Raw genomic sequence first — 15,319 nt, 5'->3', positions numbered from 1 at the left:
AGTTTAGGGCGAAGGGCGCAAGGCTGTCCGGAGTGTGACGGCGTACTGAACCCGGTGGCGGCCGCCGCAATGAAGTCAGAGACCACGGGTGGTTCGCCGGTGGCTCGCTTGTGGCTCACCCCTGGCTCGGCAACTGGTTGACCTGGGCGAAAGACCGCCAGAACGTCAGGGGGCGGTGGGCCTGCACGATGTGTTTCGTCGCCTTCTGTCCATTCGTGCGGGCGGTAGTCCGCATGTGCGTCGTCACCGGGTCGCCAGGTGTCGCTTGAGTTCGTCGGTCACCGCCCGTACTCGGGGTGAGGCCCAGCGTCGGCGGTGCCGTGCCAGCTGGACGGGGGCGTCGGGGATGGGTGGGCCTGGCACGATGTCCAGCCGGCCGGCGCGCAGGGCGTCCTCGACGGTGGCGCGGGGGAGCAGGGTGAGGCCGAGTCCGGCCGCCACGCATGAACGAGCGGCCTCGATGCTGCCGAAGCGTGTGAGTCGCGTCCGGGCGCCTGGAACCGTCAGCAGGCGGTGGGCGAGTCGGTCGCTGTAGGAGCAGCCCTGTTCGTGGAGGAAGAAGGCCTCTTCCGCGAGTTCCTCCCAGGTGACCGGCTGCGTTCGTCGCACGAAAGGGTGCTGGGGAGCGCAGACGAGGACCAACGGTTCGTCCGCGAGGCGTTCGATGTCGATGTCGGGAGCGTCGACGTCGTCTTCCAGCAGCAGCGCGACGTCCAGTCGGCCGGCGCGCAGGCCGTCGAGGGCCTCGGCGGTTCCCGCGGGCGACAGGTCGACTTCGAGACCGGGGTGGAGCCGGCGCAAGGCGGCGATGACAGCGGGCAGCCGGGCCGAGCAGAGTGTCTCGCCCGCTCCGACGACGACCCGGCCGGCGGGTGGCCCGTCGGCGGCGGCTGCCGCGCGCAGCCGTGACTCCGCGTCCAGCACGCTCTCCGCCTCGCTCAGCAGGCGCCTGCCGGCCTCGGTGACCGCCACGCCCCGGGGCAGCCGGTCGAAGAGCCGGGTGCCCAGCTCCTTCTCCAGGGCCTGGACCTGGGCGGTGACCGTCGACTGGGCGAGGTGCAGCTCGGCGGCCGTCGCGGTGAAGCTCCGGGTTCTGACGACAGTGGTGAAGGTGCGCAGGAGTCGGGTGTCCACGAGGCACAGCTTAGAAGGCGCCATCGGATACATGGATGCCTCGCATCGGAATCCATCGCTTGTGCCGATTCCTTGCGGTGAGGGAGAGTCGGGGCATGACCACCGATGTCCTCACCCGTGATTCCGCCCCCGAGGTTCTGCGCTACGCCGCCTTCACCGCCGACCCCGCCGGCGGGAACCCCGCGGGCGTCGTCCTCGACGCCACCCGACTCGACGAAGCCGCGATGCTCGAGGTCGCCGCCCGGGTGGGTTACTCCGAAACCGCCTTCGTCACCGAGGCCGACGCCGGGGCGCGACGCTTTCGGCTACGGTTCTTCAGCCCCCTGGCCGAGGTCGCCTTCTGCGGTCACGCCACCGTCGCCACCGCGGTGGCTCTCGCCGAACGCCTCGGTCCCGGCGAGCTGACGTTCGACACGGAGGTGGGCGAGATCCCGGTGACGACGTCCATCGACGGGCAGGGCGCCGTCCGGGCCACCCTCACCAGCGCGCCCACGCGCTCCCTCCCGGCCGGGGACGCCGAACTGGACGCGGCCCTCGCCGCCCTGGGCTGGGCCCGTGCGGACCTCGACCCGGCACTGCCGCCGCACGTCGCCTACGGCGGCAACGACCACCTCGTCGTGGCCGTGGCCTCCCGCGCGCGACTGGCCGATCTCTCCTACGACTTCGACGCCCTGGCCGACATCATGCGGTCCCGGGGGTGGACCACCGTGCAACTGGTCCACCGGGAGAACGAGCAGCTCTTCCATGCCCGCGACCCCTTCCCCGTGGGGGGCGTCGTGGAGGATCCGGCCACCGGGGCGGCCGCCGCCGCGCTGGGCGGCTACCTGCGGGCGACCGGCCAGATCCACCGACCCACGACGCTCCGCGTCCGCCAGGGCGAGGACATGGGCCGCCCCAGCGACCTCGTCGTCGACGTCGACCCCGCCGACCCCCGTGTACGGGTCACCGGCCAGGCGGTCCCGATACCCCGGTAGCGGGCGATGGTCGCCCACCCGCCCTCCGGTGCCGCTCCGGTGCCGCTCCGAAGCCGGTCCGGCCATGGTGCTCCAGAGGTCGATCTACGACCGGAAGCGGGACCGGATCGAGGAGCTGGCGCGCGGGGTGTTCACGGCGCCGTCGGTGTATGGCGTGGTCTTCCCGTGCCGAAGGACGCGGACCCGTTCGCGGAGGCCACGTGGAAGGCGGCGAACCGCGGCTACGGCGTGAGCCCGACGCGCTCGTACCTGGTGGCCCGGGCGGTGCGGGCCCGGCGGCCTCGGCTCAGCGGCGGCCGCCGCCTCCGCTCGTGCTGGAACCGCTGGTCGTCGAGTTGACGCAGCCGGTGCAGGGGGCGAGGGGATTACTCGGAACAGGACGAGGAGCAGTGCCAACGGCGGGGTGACCGTCCAAAGCGCGAGGGCGGCCGCGGCAGCGTATCGGCGATGCCGGATCCAGCGGATCAGGGATTCGACGAGCAGCCCGCCCACTATTTATCAGCTGATTCGGGGCGTCTCGGGGAGCGGTCCGCTCGTCCGTCACCGACCGGATAACGCCCGTTCGGCTCGTCCGACCGGTCAGGAGGGCGCACCGGCCAGGACTTCCACTTTGCCGGTGTCGAGCGAGTAGTAGGCGCCGACCACGGCAAGGGCGCCCTTTTTCACGAGTGGGGCCAGGTCCTGGTTGGAGCGCAGGTCGGCCGCGGTCAACTTGACCTGGGCGCGGGCCATGGTCTCGACCGGGTCGGCGCCGCCCTCCCTGACTGCCTGCTCGTACGCCGGCTGCAGGGCCTTGACGATCGCCTGCAGGTTGCCGGGCAGTGGTTTGCCGTCATGAAGGGACTTGTACGCCGCTTTGACGGCGCCGCAGCGCTGATGCCCGAGGACCACGATGAGGGGGGTGTCACTCGTCATAGGCCCATACTCGACAGAACCAGTGACCACCGGGCCGACCGCCTCCCCGCCGGTACGCATCACGTAAAGGTCACCCAGGCCGGTATCGAAGAGGAGTTCAGGCGGCACTCGGGAGTCGATGCACGAGAGGATCGCCCCGAAAGGCTCCTGCTGCTGGGCCACGAGCTGACGACGGTTCGGATCCCGGTCGGGGTGTTGAAGGTCTCCGCTCACCCAGCGCTTGTTGCCTTCCATCAGCCTCGCGAATGCCGCGGCGGGCATGGTGGGCCGCGCTTCCGGCGAAGCGCTGGTCGCCGACGAGGCCGGCCTCGTCGATGAGCACCCCGCAAGCGCGACCGCGACACCCACCAGTCCGCCGGCAAGCAGCGCTCTACGATCCGGACCTCCGGCTCTGTCCATCGGTCGTACCCCTCGATGCCGCTCAGACACGTCCCTGCGTCTTGACCAGGCCAATGGTTCAGCATGGTGTGGGTGCCTCGCACCAGGCACAAGCGGGCGCGGACTACATTGCCGCAGACGGCCCACAGAACCGGCTCGGGCGGCGGCGTGAAGCGATCCTCTGCCGGGGCATGCGGTCAGCTTCGGAAGACGACCGCGCTGATGAGTCGTCGCGGCCGTGTGAGTTGGCTAACCTGCGGGCATGAGGCTCAAGTCAGCGACCTGGGCCAGCTCAAGCAGCGTTCGAGCGCTCGCCCGCCGAGCCGGTGGCGGGCTGCAGGTCGTCTCACTTGTGGTCGCGAAGGAAGGCGGGGATCTCGGCGCGGGTGGGGTAGTTCGGCAGGGGTGCCGGCTTGTTCTGAAGGAATGCGCTGATGACGGCGGCGGCTCGGTCGTTGTTGTCGTCAAGGCCGTTCCACATGTGGTGTCCAACGCCGGGCATGTACTGCGTGCGCTGGATGGCGGGGTCGTTGGCAAGGGCAGCGGTCGCCCATTGGCGGACCTGGGAGGAGCACTCGGCGATCATCAGCATCGCGGGGGTCCGGGAGCGCCTCAGCTGCGGGGCGATGGAGGGAGAGTCCTTGACCGTCTCCTGGACGCGAAGGCTCGCGGCGGCGCTGAAGGAGAAGTTCTGTTCCGTGTCCTCGACCGGGATGCGGTGCGCGTCGCGCGCGCAGTAGGCGGATGCGGTGTCGCTGCCGAGATCGGCGGCGGTGAACGCGTTGACGCCCTCAGCCTGTCCGACTCAGCCCGGTGTCGGGGGTGAGAAGCCCGAGTCGCATCAGGCCGAACGCGACGGCGTACCGCGGGATGTGTGTCGACCGCGGTCCCGTCATGGCCGGCGCGAGGCCGCGCGCGGATTTCTGGCCCTTGTGCCCGGTGATGTGCGCGGTGGGGCCGTCCATCGGGCCGGGATCGGCGATGATCGCCCGATGCAGACGTGCGGCGACGCGCGGGTCGGCTGACGAGGGTGACGTGGAAGCCGCCCTTGGGGTGTCGTCCAGGCCGCGCGGCAGGCCGACCCCGATGTTCTGGGTGCGGTCGAAGAACTTGAGGCCGCCGGCGATCAGGAGCAGGTCGGTGGCGATGGAGATCGCCTCGGTGTCGCCTACCTTGACCCCTCGTCGATCAGGTCGAAGTCGACCAGGGCGCCGATGGTCGCGCCTTCTGGCGTGCCGGTACCCGACTGGTAGTAGTCGTGGGCCGGACCGCCCAAGGCGATCGGCCCCTTGGCCTCCACCCTGACGATCGTCACGTCCGGGACGGTCCGGCGCAACTCGCGTCCGATGCGGCAGAGGCCGCTGCCGGTGCCGACCGCGCCGATGAGGACGTCGATACGGTCGTCGAGGGCGGCGTCCAGCTCCCGCCCGAGCGGGTGGTAGCCGACGGCGTTGGTGGGGTTGTCGCGCTGTGCGGGGTGGCGAGGACGCCGACGGCATCCCGGATATCCACCAACGAGACGCTGGGGTCATGAAGTTCACCGACGCGGTGCAGGAGCGCTCACGCCGCTCAGGCAGGCGGGAGGACTGCGAAGGCCACCGGGACGCGGGATTACCGAAGTCTTACGGGTATCCCGCACCAGCCCTCGGAGCTGGCGGTCGGTCGACTCGGCGGCGCATGATGCGGGCGTCTGCCACACGGCCGGCCCGCACACCAGGAGGCCTTTCGATGACCCGCCGCATCCGCACGCGACTCTCCCGCCGCGTCGTCATACCCGTCCTCCTGGCAGTGACGGTCGTCGCCGGCGTGGGGCTCTATCTCTTCCAGCCGTGGAAGGCGTTCATCGACACCGAGGTGAACGAGGCACTGCCGACCCCGGCCCGTTCGGCGGTGGAGGACGGGGCGGCCCACAAGGATCCGGCGGGTTCCAGCAGGGCTCCCGGCGGGCTGGAGGAGTTGGCCACCGGCGGCTTCGTCTCCCATGAGCACGGCACCAGCGGCACCGCCCGTACGCTCCGCCTGACCGATGGCAGCCGCGTGTTGCGGCTGGAGGATCTGAACACCTCGGACGGCCCGGACGTACGGGTCTACCTCTCGCCGCGGGACGCCGACGCGGCGGAGTCGGGACTGGGCGAAGGAGCGGTGGAGTTGGGGAAGCTCAAGGGCAACATCGGCAACCAGAACTACACCGTCCCCGCCGGCACGGATCTGTCCGCGTTCCACAGCGCCGTGATCTGGTGCAAGCGGTTCTCGGTGTCCTTCGGCGCGGCCGACCTCACCCAGGCCGCCGGCTGAGGTACGGGCTCGCTCCGCGCTCCGCGTGCCCGGGTGCCGAGTGATCGTTCCGATCACAGCACCAAGCCGTACGCCGCCGAGCCGGAACTCCCCGGGTGACCACCGGCCGCGGCCCGCCGTCCGCGCAGCGGCGTCGCGGTACCCCTCGAAGGTGCCGGGACACGCTGAGCCCGGCGTCCCTTACATGGTCCCGGCAGCGGTGAGCGGAAGGGTGACCTCGAATCGGCAGCCGCCTGCCACATTGCGCACATCGGCCCGCCCGGCGTGCGCTTCGACGATGCCCCGGACGATGGCGAGGCCCAGGCCCGCGCCGGCCGGGGGTGTACGGGCCTGGCTGCCTCGCCATCCGGTGTCGAAGACGCGGTGCAGGTCGTCCTCCGGGATGCCGCCGCAGCCGTCGGTCACGGACAGCACGACGTGGTCGGCGCGGCGTTCGGCGGCGACGGCGACCGTGCCGTCGGCGGGGGTGTGGCGGATGGCGTTGATCAGGAGGTTGGCCAGGACACGGGTCATCTCCTTGCCGTCCACCTCGACCGGAACGGGCTCGATCCGGCCACCGACGAGCCGGACACCGTGCTCGCGGGCGAGCGGGTCGGCACCGCAGAGGGCATCGTCCACCAGGTCGTACACCGAGATCCGGGTCGGCGAGAGGGCCAGCGCCCCGGCATGGATGCGGGAGAGCTCGAAGAGGTCTGTGACCATGGTGTTGAGGCGGTCGACCTCGGTGCGGATCCGGCGGTGATAGCGGGCGGGGTCGGCGGCCATGCCGTCCTCCAGAGCCTCGGACATCGCGCGCAACCCGGCCAGCGGGGTGCGCAGGTCGTGTGAGATCCAGGCGACCAGTTCGCGGCGCGAGGTCTCCAGGGCACGCTCGCGCTCCCGGGAGGCGGCGAGCTTGGCGCTGGTGGCGGCCAGTTCACGGGAGAGCGCGGCCAGTTCGGCGGTCGAGGCGCCGGTGGGCGCGGCGAAGGCACCGCCCTCGCCGAAGTCCCGTGCCGCCAGGGCGAGGTCGCGGCTGCGTGCCACCACCCAGCGTCCCAGCAGCAGTGCGGTGGCCAGGGAGACGACGGCGGCCATGGCGACGACCGTGGTCACCACGGTCAGGTCGTGCCGGGACAGGAACATGGCCTGCGCCACGGCCAGCGTCCCGGCGAGCATCGCCGTGACCGTGACGGCGGCGACCACCGCGAGTGAGACGGCGACCGAGCGGTGCCTCACCACCCGCAGGGCCAGCGCACCGAGCAGCCCCGCGCAGCCGGCCCCCGCGAGGGCCAAGGCCGCGATCAACAGCAGATCGCTCACGGCCGCTCCTCCTGGTCGGCGGCCGCCTCGAACCGGTAGCCGACTCCCCAGACAGTCTGGATCAGCAGGGGCCGGGCGGGGTCGTCCTCGACCTTGGCGCGCAGCCGCCGCACATGGACGGTGACGGTCGACAGATCGCCGAACTCCCAGCCCCACACGTCCCGCACCAGGGCCTCCCTGCTGTGCGCGCGGCCGGGGTGGCGCAGGAAGTGGGCGAGCAGGTCGAATTCGCGCAGGGTGAGGGCCAGCTCCCGGCCGTCCTTGGTGGCCCGTCGGGTCGCCGGGGCGAGCCGCAGCCCCGCGGCCTGGAGGGGCCGGTCGGCCGGGTCGGCCGCCAGGGCCGCCGACCGGCTGCGGCGCAGCACCGACTCGACGCGCAGGACGAGTTCGCGGGGGCTGAACGGCTTGGTGACGTAGTCGTCGGCGCCCAGCTCCAGGCCCGTGATGCGGTCGTCCTCGTCGCCGCGCGCGGTGAGCATGATCACCGGCACCGGGGCGGTCGCGCGCAGCCGCCGGCACACCTCCAGCCCGTCGATGCCCGGCAGCATCAGGTCCAGGACGACGAGGTCCGGCCATGCCCGTCCGGCCGCACGCAGCGCGGCGGGGCCGTCGGCGGCGTGGTCGACCGTGAAGCCGGACCGCTGGAGATAGCCGGTGACGACTTCGGCGACGGTCGGGTCGTCGTCGACGACCAGAACGCGGTCCGGTGCTGTATCGCTCATGGCGCCAGCGTCGCATCCACGGTGTCCAGGTGTCCGGCCAGGGTCCCGGCGGATCGCGACCTCCGCGATGCGTAAGGACCTTTCCGACGGCCCTCTGACCAGCATCGATCTGGTGAAGACCGATGACTCGCATCGATGCCCAGGGCCGAGTTCGCCTTCCCCGGCCCGCTGCGCGACCAGCTCGTCGCAGCGATCCTGAACGGTTCCAAGACCTCCACCACAGGACTCCTTGTCGGCTACGAGCATGAGGGGGAGCCCTTGCCGAAAGTCGGGAGCCGTTCGGTGGTCATCGACTCGGATGACCGTCCGGTCGCGGTCATCGAGGTCACCGACGTGCGCGTCGTCCCGCTGGCGCAGGTGGATCTCGCTCACCTGTTGGACGAGGGGAGGGGGACACCAGCGTGGCCGAGTGGCGGGCGGGCCACGAGCGGTTCTGGCACAGCGAGGGAATGGGCGCTGCGTTGGAGGACCCCGAATTCACCGTGGACGACACGACGCTGGCGGTTCTGGAACGCTTCCGCCTCATCACCGACCTCCGCCTCGCCGATTAAGACATGGAGAGCACACCGTCCGACCTCGTCGCTCGTGTTCCCCGCGGCGGCCGTCACGTTGTGGGTGGCGACCTCACCGTTATGCGTGGCGTTGGCGAACTCGCCGGCGGTTTCGGGCCCGTGCTTCGGCTCGGCCACAGGGAAGACAAGGCGGGGTTGTGGATCGCCTGGATGGCCAAGGTGGACCCAGCCGGGCTGGGACGGCCCCTGTGGGCGGCCCAGCAGCGACCTCCAGAAGCCCGCGATGGGGAGGCGGCAGCCGGAGGGCGGGTATGGAGTGGTTCTCGCAGTTCCGTACGGCGCGTCAGGTGGGTACGCGGGTCCGGCTCGGCGCGTGGAAGGCGGCTGTGTTGACGGGCAGCAGGCGCGATACGCTTGGGTAAGCGTCGCGTGCCGGTGGCAGACCGTGTCAGGCATGGAGGCGCCGGATCGAAGGAGGCCGATGTTGCACGCGTCGCACCCTTCGCTCTCGCGTGACTGAGCGCGAGACGACCAGGCTCATCGCCTGGAGTCAAGAACTACGTCGGGTCCACAACCAACTACGGGAAGCGCTGCTCCTGACCCGTGATTCCCTCGCCGAAGGCAGTCCCGGTGAGGCGGCCACCCGTGAACTACTGCTGTACTGCCACGGCTTCTGCGCGGCCCTCGACGGCCACCACCAAGGCGAAGACCGCACCCTGTTCCCCGCCATCGCAGCCGCGCACCCTGAGCTGCGCCCGGTGCTTCGCTCGCTTGAGCAGGATCACTCGATGATCGCCCACCTGCTCGGCGACCTTCGCGCCGCGGTCGACCGGGCCGCGCCGCCCGAGGAACTCGACCACCACCTCGAAGGCATCGGCGCGATCATGGAGAATCACTTCCGCTACGAGGAGAGGCAACTGCTCACCGTGCTTGAAACCCTCGATCTGGCAGCCGAACTCGGGGACGTGCTGGGCCCGCTATAGGTGCCTGGCACTCAGCCACCCTCACGGGATCTGCCGGCGGAAGCGTCGTCTCAGGTCATGTGGTCATCGGTTCCGGGGCGCCGCCGCCGCCTGGTCGCCGTCGAGCCCCTCGCAGCCGACAGGGGCACCTGAGCAGGCTTCAACGCAGGGGCCCCGCGCGTCCTCGGTCCGCCGGTCGGCGCCCTGGACGGGCGATCAAGGCTGGTGGCGATACGGGTTCAGCCGGCGGTACGGCGTGGTGGTGATGCGGGATGTCCGCTGCCGGAGCGGAATGACCCGGACCGGTGGCGGTTGCGTCTCAGGCGCGTAACCGGCTGAGCCCCGGCCGCGTGGCCCTCCGTACCGGGTCGTGAAGGCTCCGGAGGGTCCGGGGCACACGTCACGAGGGGGAGAGCCTGATGTCCCGCAATCGCTTCGCCATGATCGCCGCCACCGCCGCCGCGGGTGCCGTCCTGCTCACCGCGTGTGGGGGGAGCGACGGCAACGCCGGCTCCGCACCGGCCACCACCGGCGCGCGCAGCGAAGCCGGCCAGCGGTCGGAAGCGTCCGCGGTGGGCTTCAAGAGCGGCACCGCGCGGCAGCACCAGGCCCAGCCCAAGACCGGTGACTGGGCGAACAAGCCGGGACACCCCGCCACGACGCCGACGGCCAGGAAGTGGGTCCAGCTCAGCGCCGGAAGGGCCGGGGACCTCGACCCCGTGGTGGTCAACGGCGGGGGCTTCACCCTTTACCGGTTCGACAAGGACACGGCTAACCCGTCCGCGTCGAACTGCAATGACGAGTGCGCCGTCACGTGGCCGCCGGTCGTGGTCGCCCCCGACGGCAGGATCTTCATCGATGGTGTGAAGAAGTCCGACGTCGGAGTGGTCAAGCGCGCCGACGGCAACCTCCAGGTGACCATCGGCGGCTGGCCGGTCTACCGGTTCAGCAAGGACCTCAAGCCCGGCGACACCAACGGGCAGGGGGTCGGCGGTACCTGGTTCGGCGTCACCCCACACGGCGGCAAAGCCGGTGCCGCGGGAGGCGGGCAGCGGCCCGGCGGTGGCCAGACGCGTCCGGCGACCAGCGTCACCCTCTTCGACGAGCCCGGCTTCTCGGACGACGGACCTTCCTTTCGTTGAGGCCACCGCTGTGGCGCGCGTGCCGCCTCCGCCTCTCGGGCCGCTGGTCACGGCAGACTGGAGACATGAGCGCAGAGGACAGGAATGCTCTGGCCCGGGGCCGTGTGGCGACCAGGCTTCCCGCCCAGGACCTTGACCGGGTACGCCGCTTCTACTCCGAGCGGCTCGGTCTGGAGCCCGTCGACGAACGGCCTGGCGGGCTCCTGTATCGGTGTGGAGGCGTGGACTTCGCACTGTTCCTGCCGGCGGGGGCATCACCCGGCACGTTCACTCAGATGGGGTGGGAGGTCGACGACATCGAGGCGGTGGTGTCGGAACTCAAACGGCGTGGCGTGGTGTTCGAGGAGGTCGACCTGCCCGGGCTGCGAACGAGGGACGGGATCGCCGAGATCGACGGGAACTACCCGAGCAAGGGCGCACGGGGTGAACGGGGCGCGTGGTTCCGTGACAGCGAGGGGAACATGCTGGGCATCGGCCAGCCGGTCGTCTGAGCCGGGCACCGTGGATGGTGGAACATGCCCCGTAAGAGCCTACGGAGAGTGCTGGCCGCATTCACCGCGAGAGTCCTGAACGGGCCCCTGCTTTGCAGGATCGAACGCTGAGCGGTGACCCGGCTTTACTACGGATACGAGCTCACGCCAGGCGCCCCGGTATGGCCGGGCTCGAAGAATCATCCCGTCGTGTCCACGGCAGCTCCCACGGCGTCTCGGTCAGCGGTGTTCGTTCACGCCCTCGACGACAAGGGAGAGGCCGATGCCCAGCATCCCGACGTCCTTGGCGAGTGGGAGTCCCTGTTCGGTGGGCGCAGGCTGCCTTCGTGGCGCATGCCCGGCGATCGCAGGTAGAGCCCGAGGGTGCCGACGGAGAACGCGGTCAGTGCGCCCCCGGCGACAACGGCAGGGACGACCGGCAGGAGCAGCGCGGCGGCGATGGCGAGCTCCCCGGTGGACAGCAGTCGGGCGAACCGCTCGGCGTCGATCCTGCCCAGGAAGGGGTAGGCGGTGGTGGCGAACTGCTGCAGCCCCTCGGCGGTGTCCGGGTCCGCGCGCCGTTTCGCCAGTCCGGAACTGAGGAAGAACGAGCCGACCGAAAGCCTGAGCGGCAGTTGCCGCGCCGCGGAACGCCGTGCTGGACCGGATGTCATGGCGAGCCTCCCAACCGTCTGCCCCCGCATACCACCCTGTCATCCGCCCGAAGCGTGTCAAACGCGGAATGGTCTGTGCGGGTGGAGCTGCCAGTGGGCGGGTCCCCGCTCTGCGGGCCCGGAGGCGTAACCGCTGCTACCTGCCACATCGGGCCTGCGGCTGGGCGCCGCCCGCAGCATGCCCGGCGCACGGTTTGCCGTGACCCTGGACCCGGGCCGGAACGTTGCCGTCGCCTGCGTTCATGTCTCCACTGTGCGTGAGCAGCGGCCGAAGGGGTGCACGCATCAGGAGCGCGCCACGGCGGCCCCGCCGATCGGGCGAATTCCGGGGGCGTCGTACAGCGTGAGCCGCCAGGCGTACGGGCCCGCCTGCCAGGCATACGGGCCCGCGCAGCCGGTCCCGATCAAGGTCCGGGTCCGGGTCCGGGATCAGCCCCAGGCACCGGTTTGCGCTGAGTCCGGTCGGCGGGCGGAGTCAGCACGCGAGAGGGACCATGTGAACGGTCGAGGGCCGAGAGGAGTCCGCCATGGCGGCACAGGCGCGGAGGCAGGAACCGCAGACCGATCTGGACGCGCGCTACAGCTCACCCGACGCCACTCCCACGCCTTGGGCCGAGGCTGTCTCCCACCTTGAGAAGGCCGAGATCTTCTGGCTGTCGACGGTCCGTCCGGACGGCCGCCCCCATGTCACGCCGCTGATGTCGGTGTGGATGGTGGGATGGACCTCAAGGTCGTCGTCGTGCCAGCCACCGACGTTCACCAGGCCGCGGGCTTCTCCACGGACTGGTGCCGCTTCCACGCCGATGCCGACGTGTCTCCTTTTGAGGGCGCCCGGTCCGTCCAGCTCACCCTGCCGACGACGCCGGCTCACCGCACGTTCGAAGAATCCTGCCTCCGGCTCCTGGAGCCGTGTCGAGAATCCCTGTCCGGCTCCGACGTCTCCTGTGAGAGCCGCCCACCGCGGGGCGGTCGAGCCGATGCACACCGAAGGAGCGGACTGATGAAGTACCTGGTCATGGTGGAGGGTACGCAGGCGGACTACGACGCGATGCGGGGCAAGGCGTCCGAGCATTCCCCGGCCTGGAGCGAGGAGGAGCTGCGGGCCATGTACGCCCACATGAACGCGATCAACGACGACCTTGCCGAGAGCGGCGAGCTCGTCGACGGCCAGGGACTGGCCGATCCGAATCGGACCCGGCTGGTCTCCTTGGGGCCGGACGGCAAGGCCGTCATCACCGACGGGCCGTACGGCGAGACCAAGGAGCTGCTGGCCGGCTACTGGGTGTTGGACTGCGCGAGCCTGGAGCGGGTCACGGAGATCGCCGAGCGAGTCGCTCGATGCCCCCAGCCCGCCGGGGCACCCGAGTACCCGGTGGTGATCCGGCCCATCATGGAAGGCGCCGGGGACATCTGCTGAGGGGGCCATGAGCGCGACCACCGAAACCGAGGACCTGCTGCGCGAGCACGCGCCGCAGGTCCTGGGCGCGCTGGTCAGGCGGTACGGGCACTTCGACGCCGCCGAGGACGCCGTACAGGAGGCGCTGCTCGCGGCGGCCGGGCAGTGGCCGCACGCCGGCGTCCCGGACAACCCGCGCGGCTGGCTGATCAAGGTCGCCTCGCGGCGACTGACGGATGCCCTGCGCAGTGAGGAGGCGCGCCGCCAGCGCGAGGAGCGGGCGGCCGCGCTCACCCCGCGTGACGCGTTCATCGTCCCGCCGTCGGATGATGACCGCGCCCCACGCGAGGACGACACCCTCTTGTTGCTGTTCCTCTGCTGCCATCCCGACCTGACCCCGCCCGCGCAGATCGCGCTCACCCTGCGGGCGGTCGGCGGTCTGACGACGCCGGAGATCGCCCGCGCGTACCTGGTCCCGGAGGCGACGATGGCGCAGCGGATCAGCCGGGCCAAGCAGAAGGTGCGGGGCGGGCGCTTCGGGCGTCCGGAGAACTGGGAGGAGCGCCTCCCGGCCGTGCTGCACACCCTCTATCTGATCTTCAACGAGGGCTACACAGCCACCTCCGGCGCCGCCCTCCAGCGGCGCGACCTGGCGGGCGAGGCCATCCGTCTGACCCGCAGGGTCCACCGGCTGCTGCCTGACGACTGCGAGGTGACCGGCCTGCTGGCCCTGATGCTGCTCACCGACGCCCGCCGCGACGCCCGTGCCGGCCCGCACGGTGACCTCGTCCCGCTCGACGAACAGGACCGCGACCGCTGGGACAGGGCCGCGATCGAGGAGGGCGTCGCGCTGCTGACCCTCGCCCTGTCCCGGGGCCATCCCGGCCCCTTTCAGCTACGTGCCGCGATCGCCGCCGTGCACGACGAGGCGCCGTCAGCTGAGGCCACGGACTGGCGGGAGATTCTGGGCCTGTACGACGTCCTCGTACGCCTGGTCCCCGGCCCGGTCGAACGCCTCAACCGGGCCGTCGCCGTCGCCATGGTCCACGGCCCGCGCGCCGGACTGGCCGAACTGAATTCGCTGGAGGGCGAGATGAAGGGACATCGCTTGGACGCGGTCCGCGGCCACCTCCTGGAACGCACCGGCGAGACCGAGGCGGCCCGAGCCGCCTACGAATCGGCGGCCGCCCAGGCCCTGAGCCTGCCGGAACAGCGCTACCTCCAGGCACGAGCGGCCCGCTTGAGGCGCTGAGGCCACATCCGGCGGGTCGGGGCCCCTCGGAAGCGCCCCGGCGCGCCGGGACCCGGACACGCGACGCGGCGACCGCCGCGAAGGGCCCTGCACCGCGCGGGCCGATCGACATACGAGGAGGCCCTCCTCCTCACCGAGAACACCGTCGAACGGGACTTCCTGGAGGACCGCCTCCGACAGCTCGACCCCGGCGACAACCCCTGAGCGGCCCCCCAACGTGCTATCGCTGGGCCTCTCCGGTTTCAACGAGTGCCGCCACGGCCTGTGTGATGGGCGGTGACGAGCTCGGCCCACGACTCGCCTGGGAGGGGACGGACAGCGTCCGGGCCGGTCGGTGCGGGGGACCGTCGCCCAAGCTCAGCGCCGGGCCGGGGTGAGCACCACGAAATCCGCGTTCGACGGGTCGAGGCAGACGGCCAGTCGGCCTACGCCTTCGGCGTCCTCCGGCCCCATCTGTACGCTGCCGTCGTTCTCGGTGACCTTGGCGACCGCGGTGTCGCAGTCGGTGACGGCGAAGACCGGGTGCCAGTACGGCCGTCCGTTCGCCAGCGCGAGGTCTTCCTTGGAGAGCTGCATGAGGCCGCCGTGCATGCGCTCCTCGGGTTGTCCAGCGGGGGTGATGAGGGAGTACGTGCCTCCGCCGCCAGGCAGCTCCATGTCGCTGAACTGCCAGCCGAAGACGCCGCCGTAGAACTCCTTCGCGGCCGCCGCATCACTGGTGTACAACTCGGTCCAGCACAGCGAGCCCGGCTCGTCCACCAGCTCGACGCCCTTGTTCGTCCCCGGTTGCCAGACGGCGAACTGTCCCCCCAAGGGGTCGCTGTACTGCGCCATCCGACCCCAGTCTTCGAGATCCATCGGCGCCACCCGCACCGCGCCGCCCGCGCTCTCCACCGCCTGGGTCGTGGCGTCCGCGTCGGTGACGCTGTAATAGATCATCCAGGCCGAGCGCGCCCCCTCCTCGGTGAGCTTGCCGAGCCCGGCGACGATCTTGCCGTCCTTCCGGAACATCCCACCCTCCATGTCCTCCCCGTCGCCCATGGACTCGTACTCCCAGCCGATCACCGCACCATAGAAGGCCGCGGCTGCGCGGACGTCGGGGGCACCAAGGTCGAGCCAGCAGGGGGAGCCGGGGGCGAAGTCAGTGGTGATCACGACGATTCCCTTTCGCAGATCCTGTGTCATCTCAGC

Annotated in this window: 13 protein-coding genes and 4 pseudogenes; 9 read left to right on the top strand and 8 right to left on the bottom strand. The window is 70.9% G+C overall.

Translation table 11 applies throughout. From position 1 onward, the window contains the following. Positions 1–243: 243 nt before the first annotated feature. Positions 244–1,134 (bottom strand): LysR family transcriptional regulator, encoded by an 891-nt coding sequence (locus CD790_RS21015; RefSeq protein WP_144384865.1) that lies wholly within the window; start codon positions 1,132–1,134, stop codon positions 244–246. Positions 1,135–1,229: 95 nt separating this feature from the next. Between CD790_RS21015 and CD790_RS21010 the strand changes: the two genes are divergently transcribed. After that, a complete protein-coding gene (locus CD790_RS21010) occupies positions 1,230–2,108 on the top strand; it encodes a PhzF family phenazine biosynthesis isomerase (protein WP_144384864.1) in 879 nt (292 codons plus the stop codon). A 579-nt stretch (positions 2,109–2,687) separates the two neighbouring features. Here the strand turns inward: CD790_RS21010 and CD790_RS21005 are convergent. The 3 genes and pseudogenes from CD790_RS21005 to CD790_RS35995 form a co-directional block, all read right to left on the bottom strand. Continuing rightward, positions 2,688–3,257 carry a carbonic anhydrase gene (locus CD790_RS21005; RefSeq protein WP_144384863.1) on the bottom strand — a complete coding sequence of 190 codons (570 nt, stop codon included), beginning with the start codon at positions 3,255–3,257 and terminating at the stop codon, positions 2,688–2,690. 490 nt (positions 3,258–3,747) lie between these two features. Then, positions 3,748–4,423: pseudogene (locus CD790_RS36920) on the bottom strand (alpha/beta hydrolase); the annotation flags it as partial. A gap of 96 nt (positions 4,424–4,519) precedes the next feature. Further along, a pseudogene (locus CD790_RS35995) lies at positions 4,520–4,872 on the bottom strand (hypothetical protein); the annotation flags it as partial. 257 nt (positions 4,873–5,129) lie between these two features. Between CD790_RS35995 and CD790_RS20990 the strand changes: the two are divergent. Then, positions 5,130–5,696, top strand: a complete 567-nt coding sequence (locus CD790_RS20990; protein WP_144384861.1) for a DM13 domain-containing protein — start codon at positions 5,130–5,132, stop codon at positions 5,694–5,696. A 180-nt stretch (positions 5,697–5,876) separates the two neighbouring features. On the opposite strand, the gene CD790_RS20985 is transcribed toward CD790_RS20990, so the two are convergent. Beyond that, positions 5,877–6,998, bottom strand: a complete 1,122-nt coding sequence (locus tag CD790_RS20985) for a sensor histidine kinase KdpD (protein ID WP_144384860.1) — start codon at positions 6,996–6,998, stop codon at positions 5,877–5,879. Next, complete coding sequence (locus CD790_RS20980) at positions 6,995–7,720, bottom strand: response regulator transcription factor (protein ID WP_144385063.1); 726 nt, start codon at positions 7,718–7,720, stop codon at positions 6,995–6,997. The genes CD790_RS20985 and CD790_RS20980 overlap by 4 nt, the downstream gene beginning before the upstream one ends. Before the next feature lie 135 nt (positions 7,721–7,855). Between CD790_RS20980 and CD790_RS20975 the strand changes: the two are divergent. The 4 genes and pseudogenes from CD790_RS20975 to CD790_RS20955 all read left to right on the top strand — a co-directional run bounded on the left by CD790_RS20975 (position 7,856) and on the right by CD790_RS20955 (position 10,827). Further along, a pseudogene (locus CD790_RS20975) lies at positions 7,856–8,271 on the top strand (ASCH domain-containing protein). Between the two features lie 473 nt (positions 8,272–8,744). Next, a complete protein-coding gene (locus CD790_RS20965; RefSeq protein WP_144384859.1) occupies positions 8,745–9,215 on the top strand; it encodes a hemerythrin domain-containing protein in 471 nt (156 codons plus the stop codon). Positions 9,216–9,613: 398 nt separating this feature from the next. Continuing rightward, on the top strand, positions 9,614–10,336 hold the full coding sequence (locus tag CD790_RS20960) for a hypothetical protein (protein WP_144384858.1): 723 nt from the start codon (positions 9,614–9,616) through the stop codon (positions 10,334–10,336). A 65-nt stretch (positions 10,337–10,401) separates the two neighbouring features. After that, on the top strand, positions 10,402–10,827 hold the full coding sequence (locus CD790_RS20955) for a VOC family protein (RefSeq protein ID WP_144384857.1): 426 nt from the start codon (positions 10,402–10,404) through the stop codon (positions 10,825–10,827). 233 nt (positions 10,828–11,060) lie between these two features. Here CD790_RS20955 and CD790_RS20950 read toward each other — a convergent pair whose 3' ends face one another. Then, entirely contained in the window at positions 11,061–11,480 is a 420-nt protein-coding gene (locus CD790_RS20950; protein WP_260867742.1) for a DoxX family membrane protein, read from the bottom strand. Between the two features lie 527 nt (positions 11,481–12,007). Between CD790_RS20950 and CD790_RS20945 the strand changes: the two are divergent. From CD790_RS20945 to CD790_RS20935, 3 genes and pseudogenes are all read left to right on the top strand, one after another. Next, positions 12,008–12,199, top strand: a pseudogene (locus tag CD790_RS20945) (pyridoxamine 5'-phosphate oxidase family protein); the annotation flags it as partial. 281 nt (positions 12,200–12,480) lie between these two features. Beyond that, positions 12,481–12,897 carry a YciI family protein gene (locus CD790_RS20940; RefSeq protein WP_144384856.1) on the top strand — a complete coding sequence of 139 codons (417 nt, stop codon included), beginning with the start codon at positions 12,481–12,483 and terminating at the stop codon, positions 12,895–12,897. A 7-nt stretch (positions 12,898–12,904) separates the two neighbouring features. Further along, positions 12,905–14,128, top strand: coding sequence for an RNA polymerase sigma factor (locus CD790_RS20935; protein WP_144384855.1), 1,224 nt, complete (start codon positions 12,905–12,907; stop codon positions 14,126–14,128). A gap of 357 nt (positions 14,129–14,485) precedes the next feature. On the opposite strand, the gene CD790_RS20930 is transcribed toward CD790_RS20935, so the two are convergent. Further along, the gene (locus tag CD790_RS20930) at positions 14,486–15,283 is read right to left on the bottom strand and encodes a VOC family protein (RefSeq protein ID WP_144384854.1); all 798 of its coding nucleotides are present in this window, start codon (positions 15,281–15,283) and stop codon (positions 14,486–14,488) included. Positions 15,284–15,319 lie beyond the last annotated feature (36 nt).

Source organism: Streptomyces sp. SAJ15 (genome assembly GCF_007595705.1).
Lineage (GTDB): Bacteria > Actinomycetota > Actinomycetes > Streptomycetales > Streptomycetaceae > Streptomyces.
Note: the sequence above shows the minus strand (reverse complement) of the source record. Positions and strands in the feature narration are given on the sequence as shown.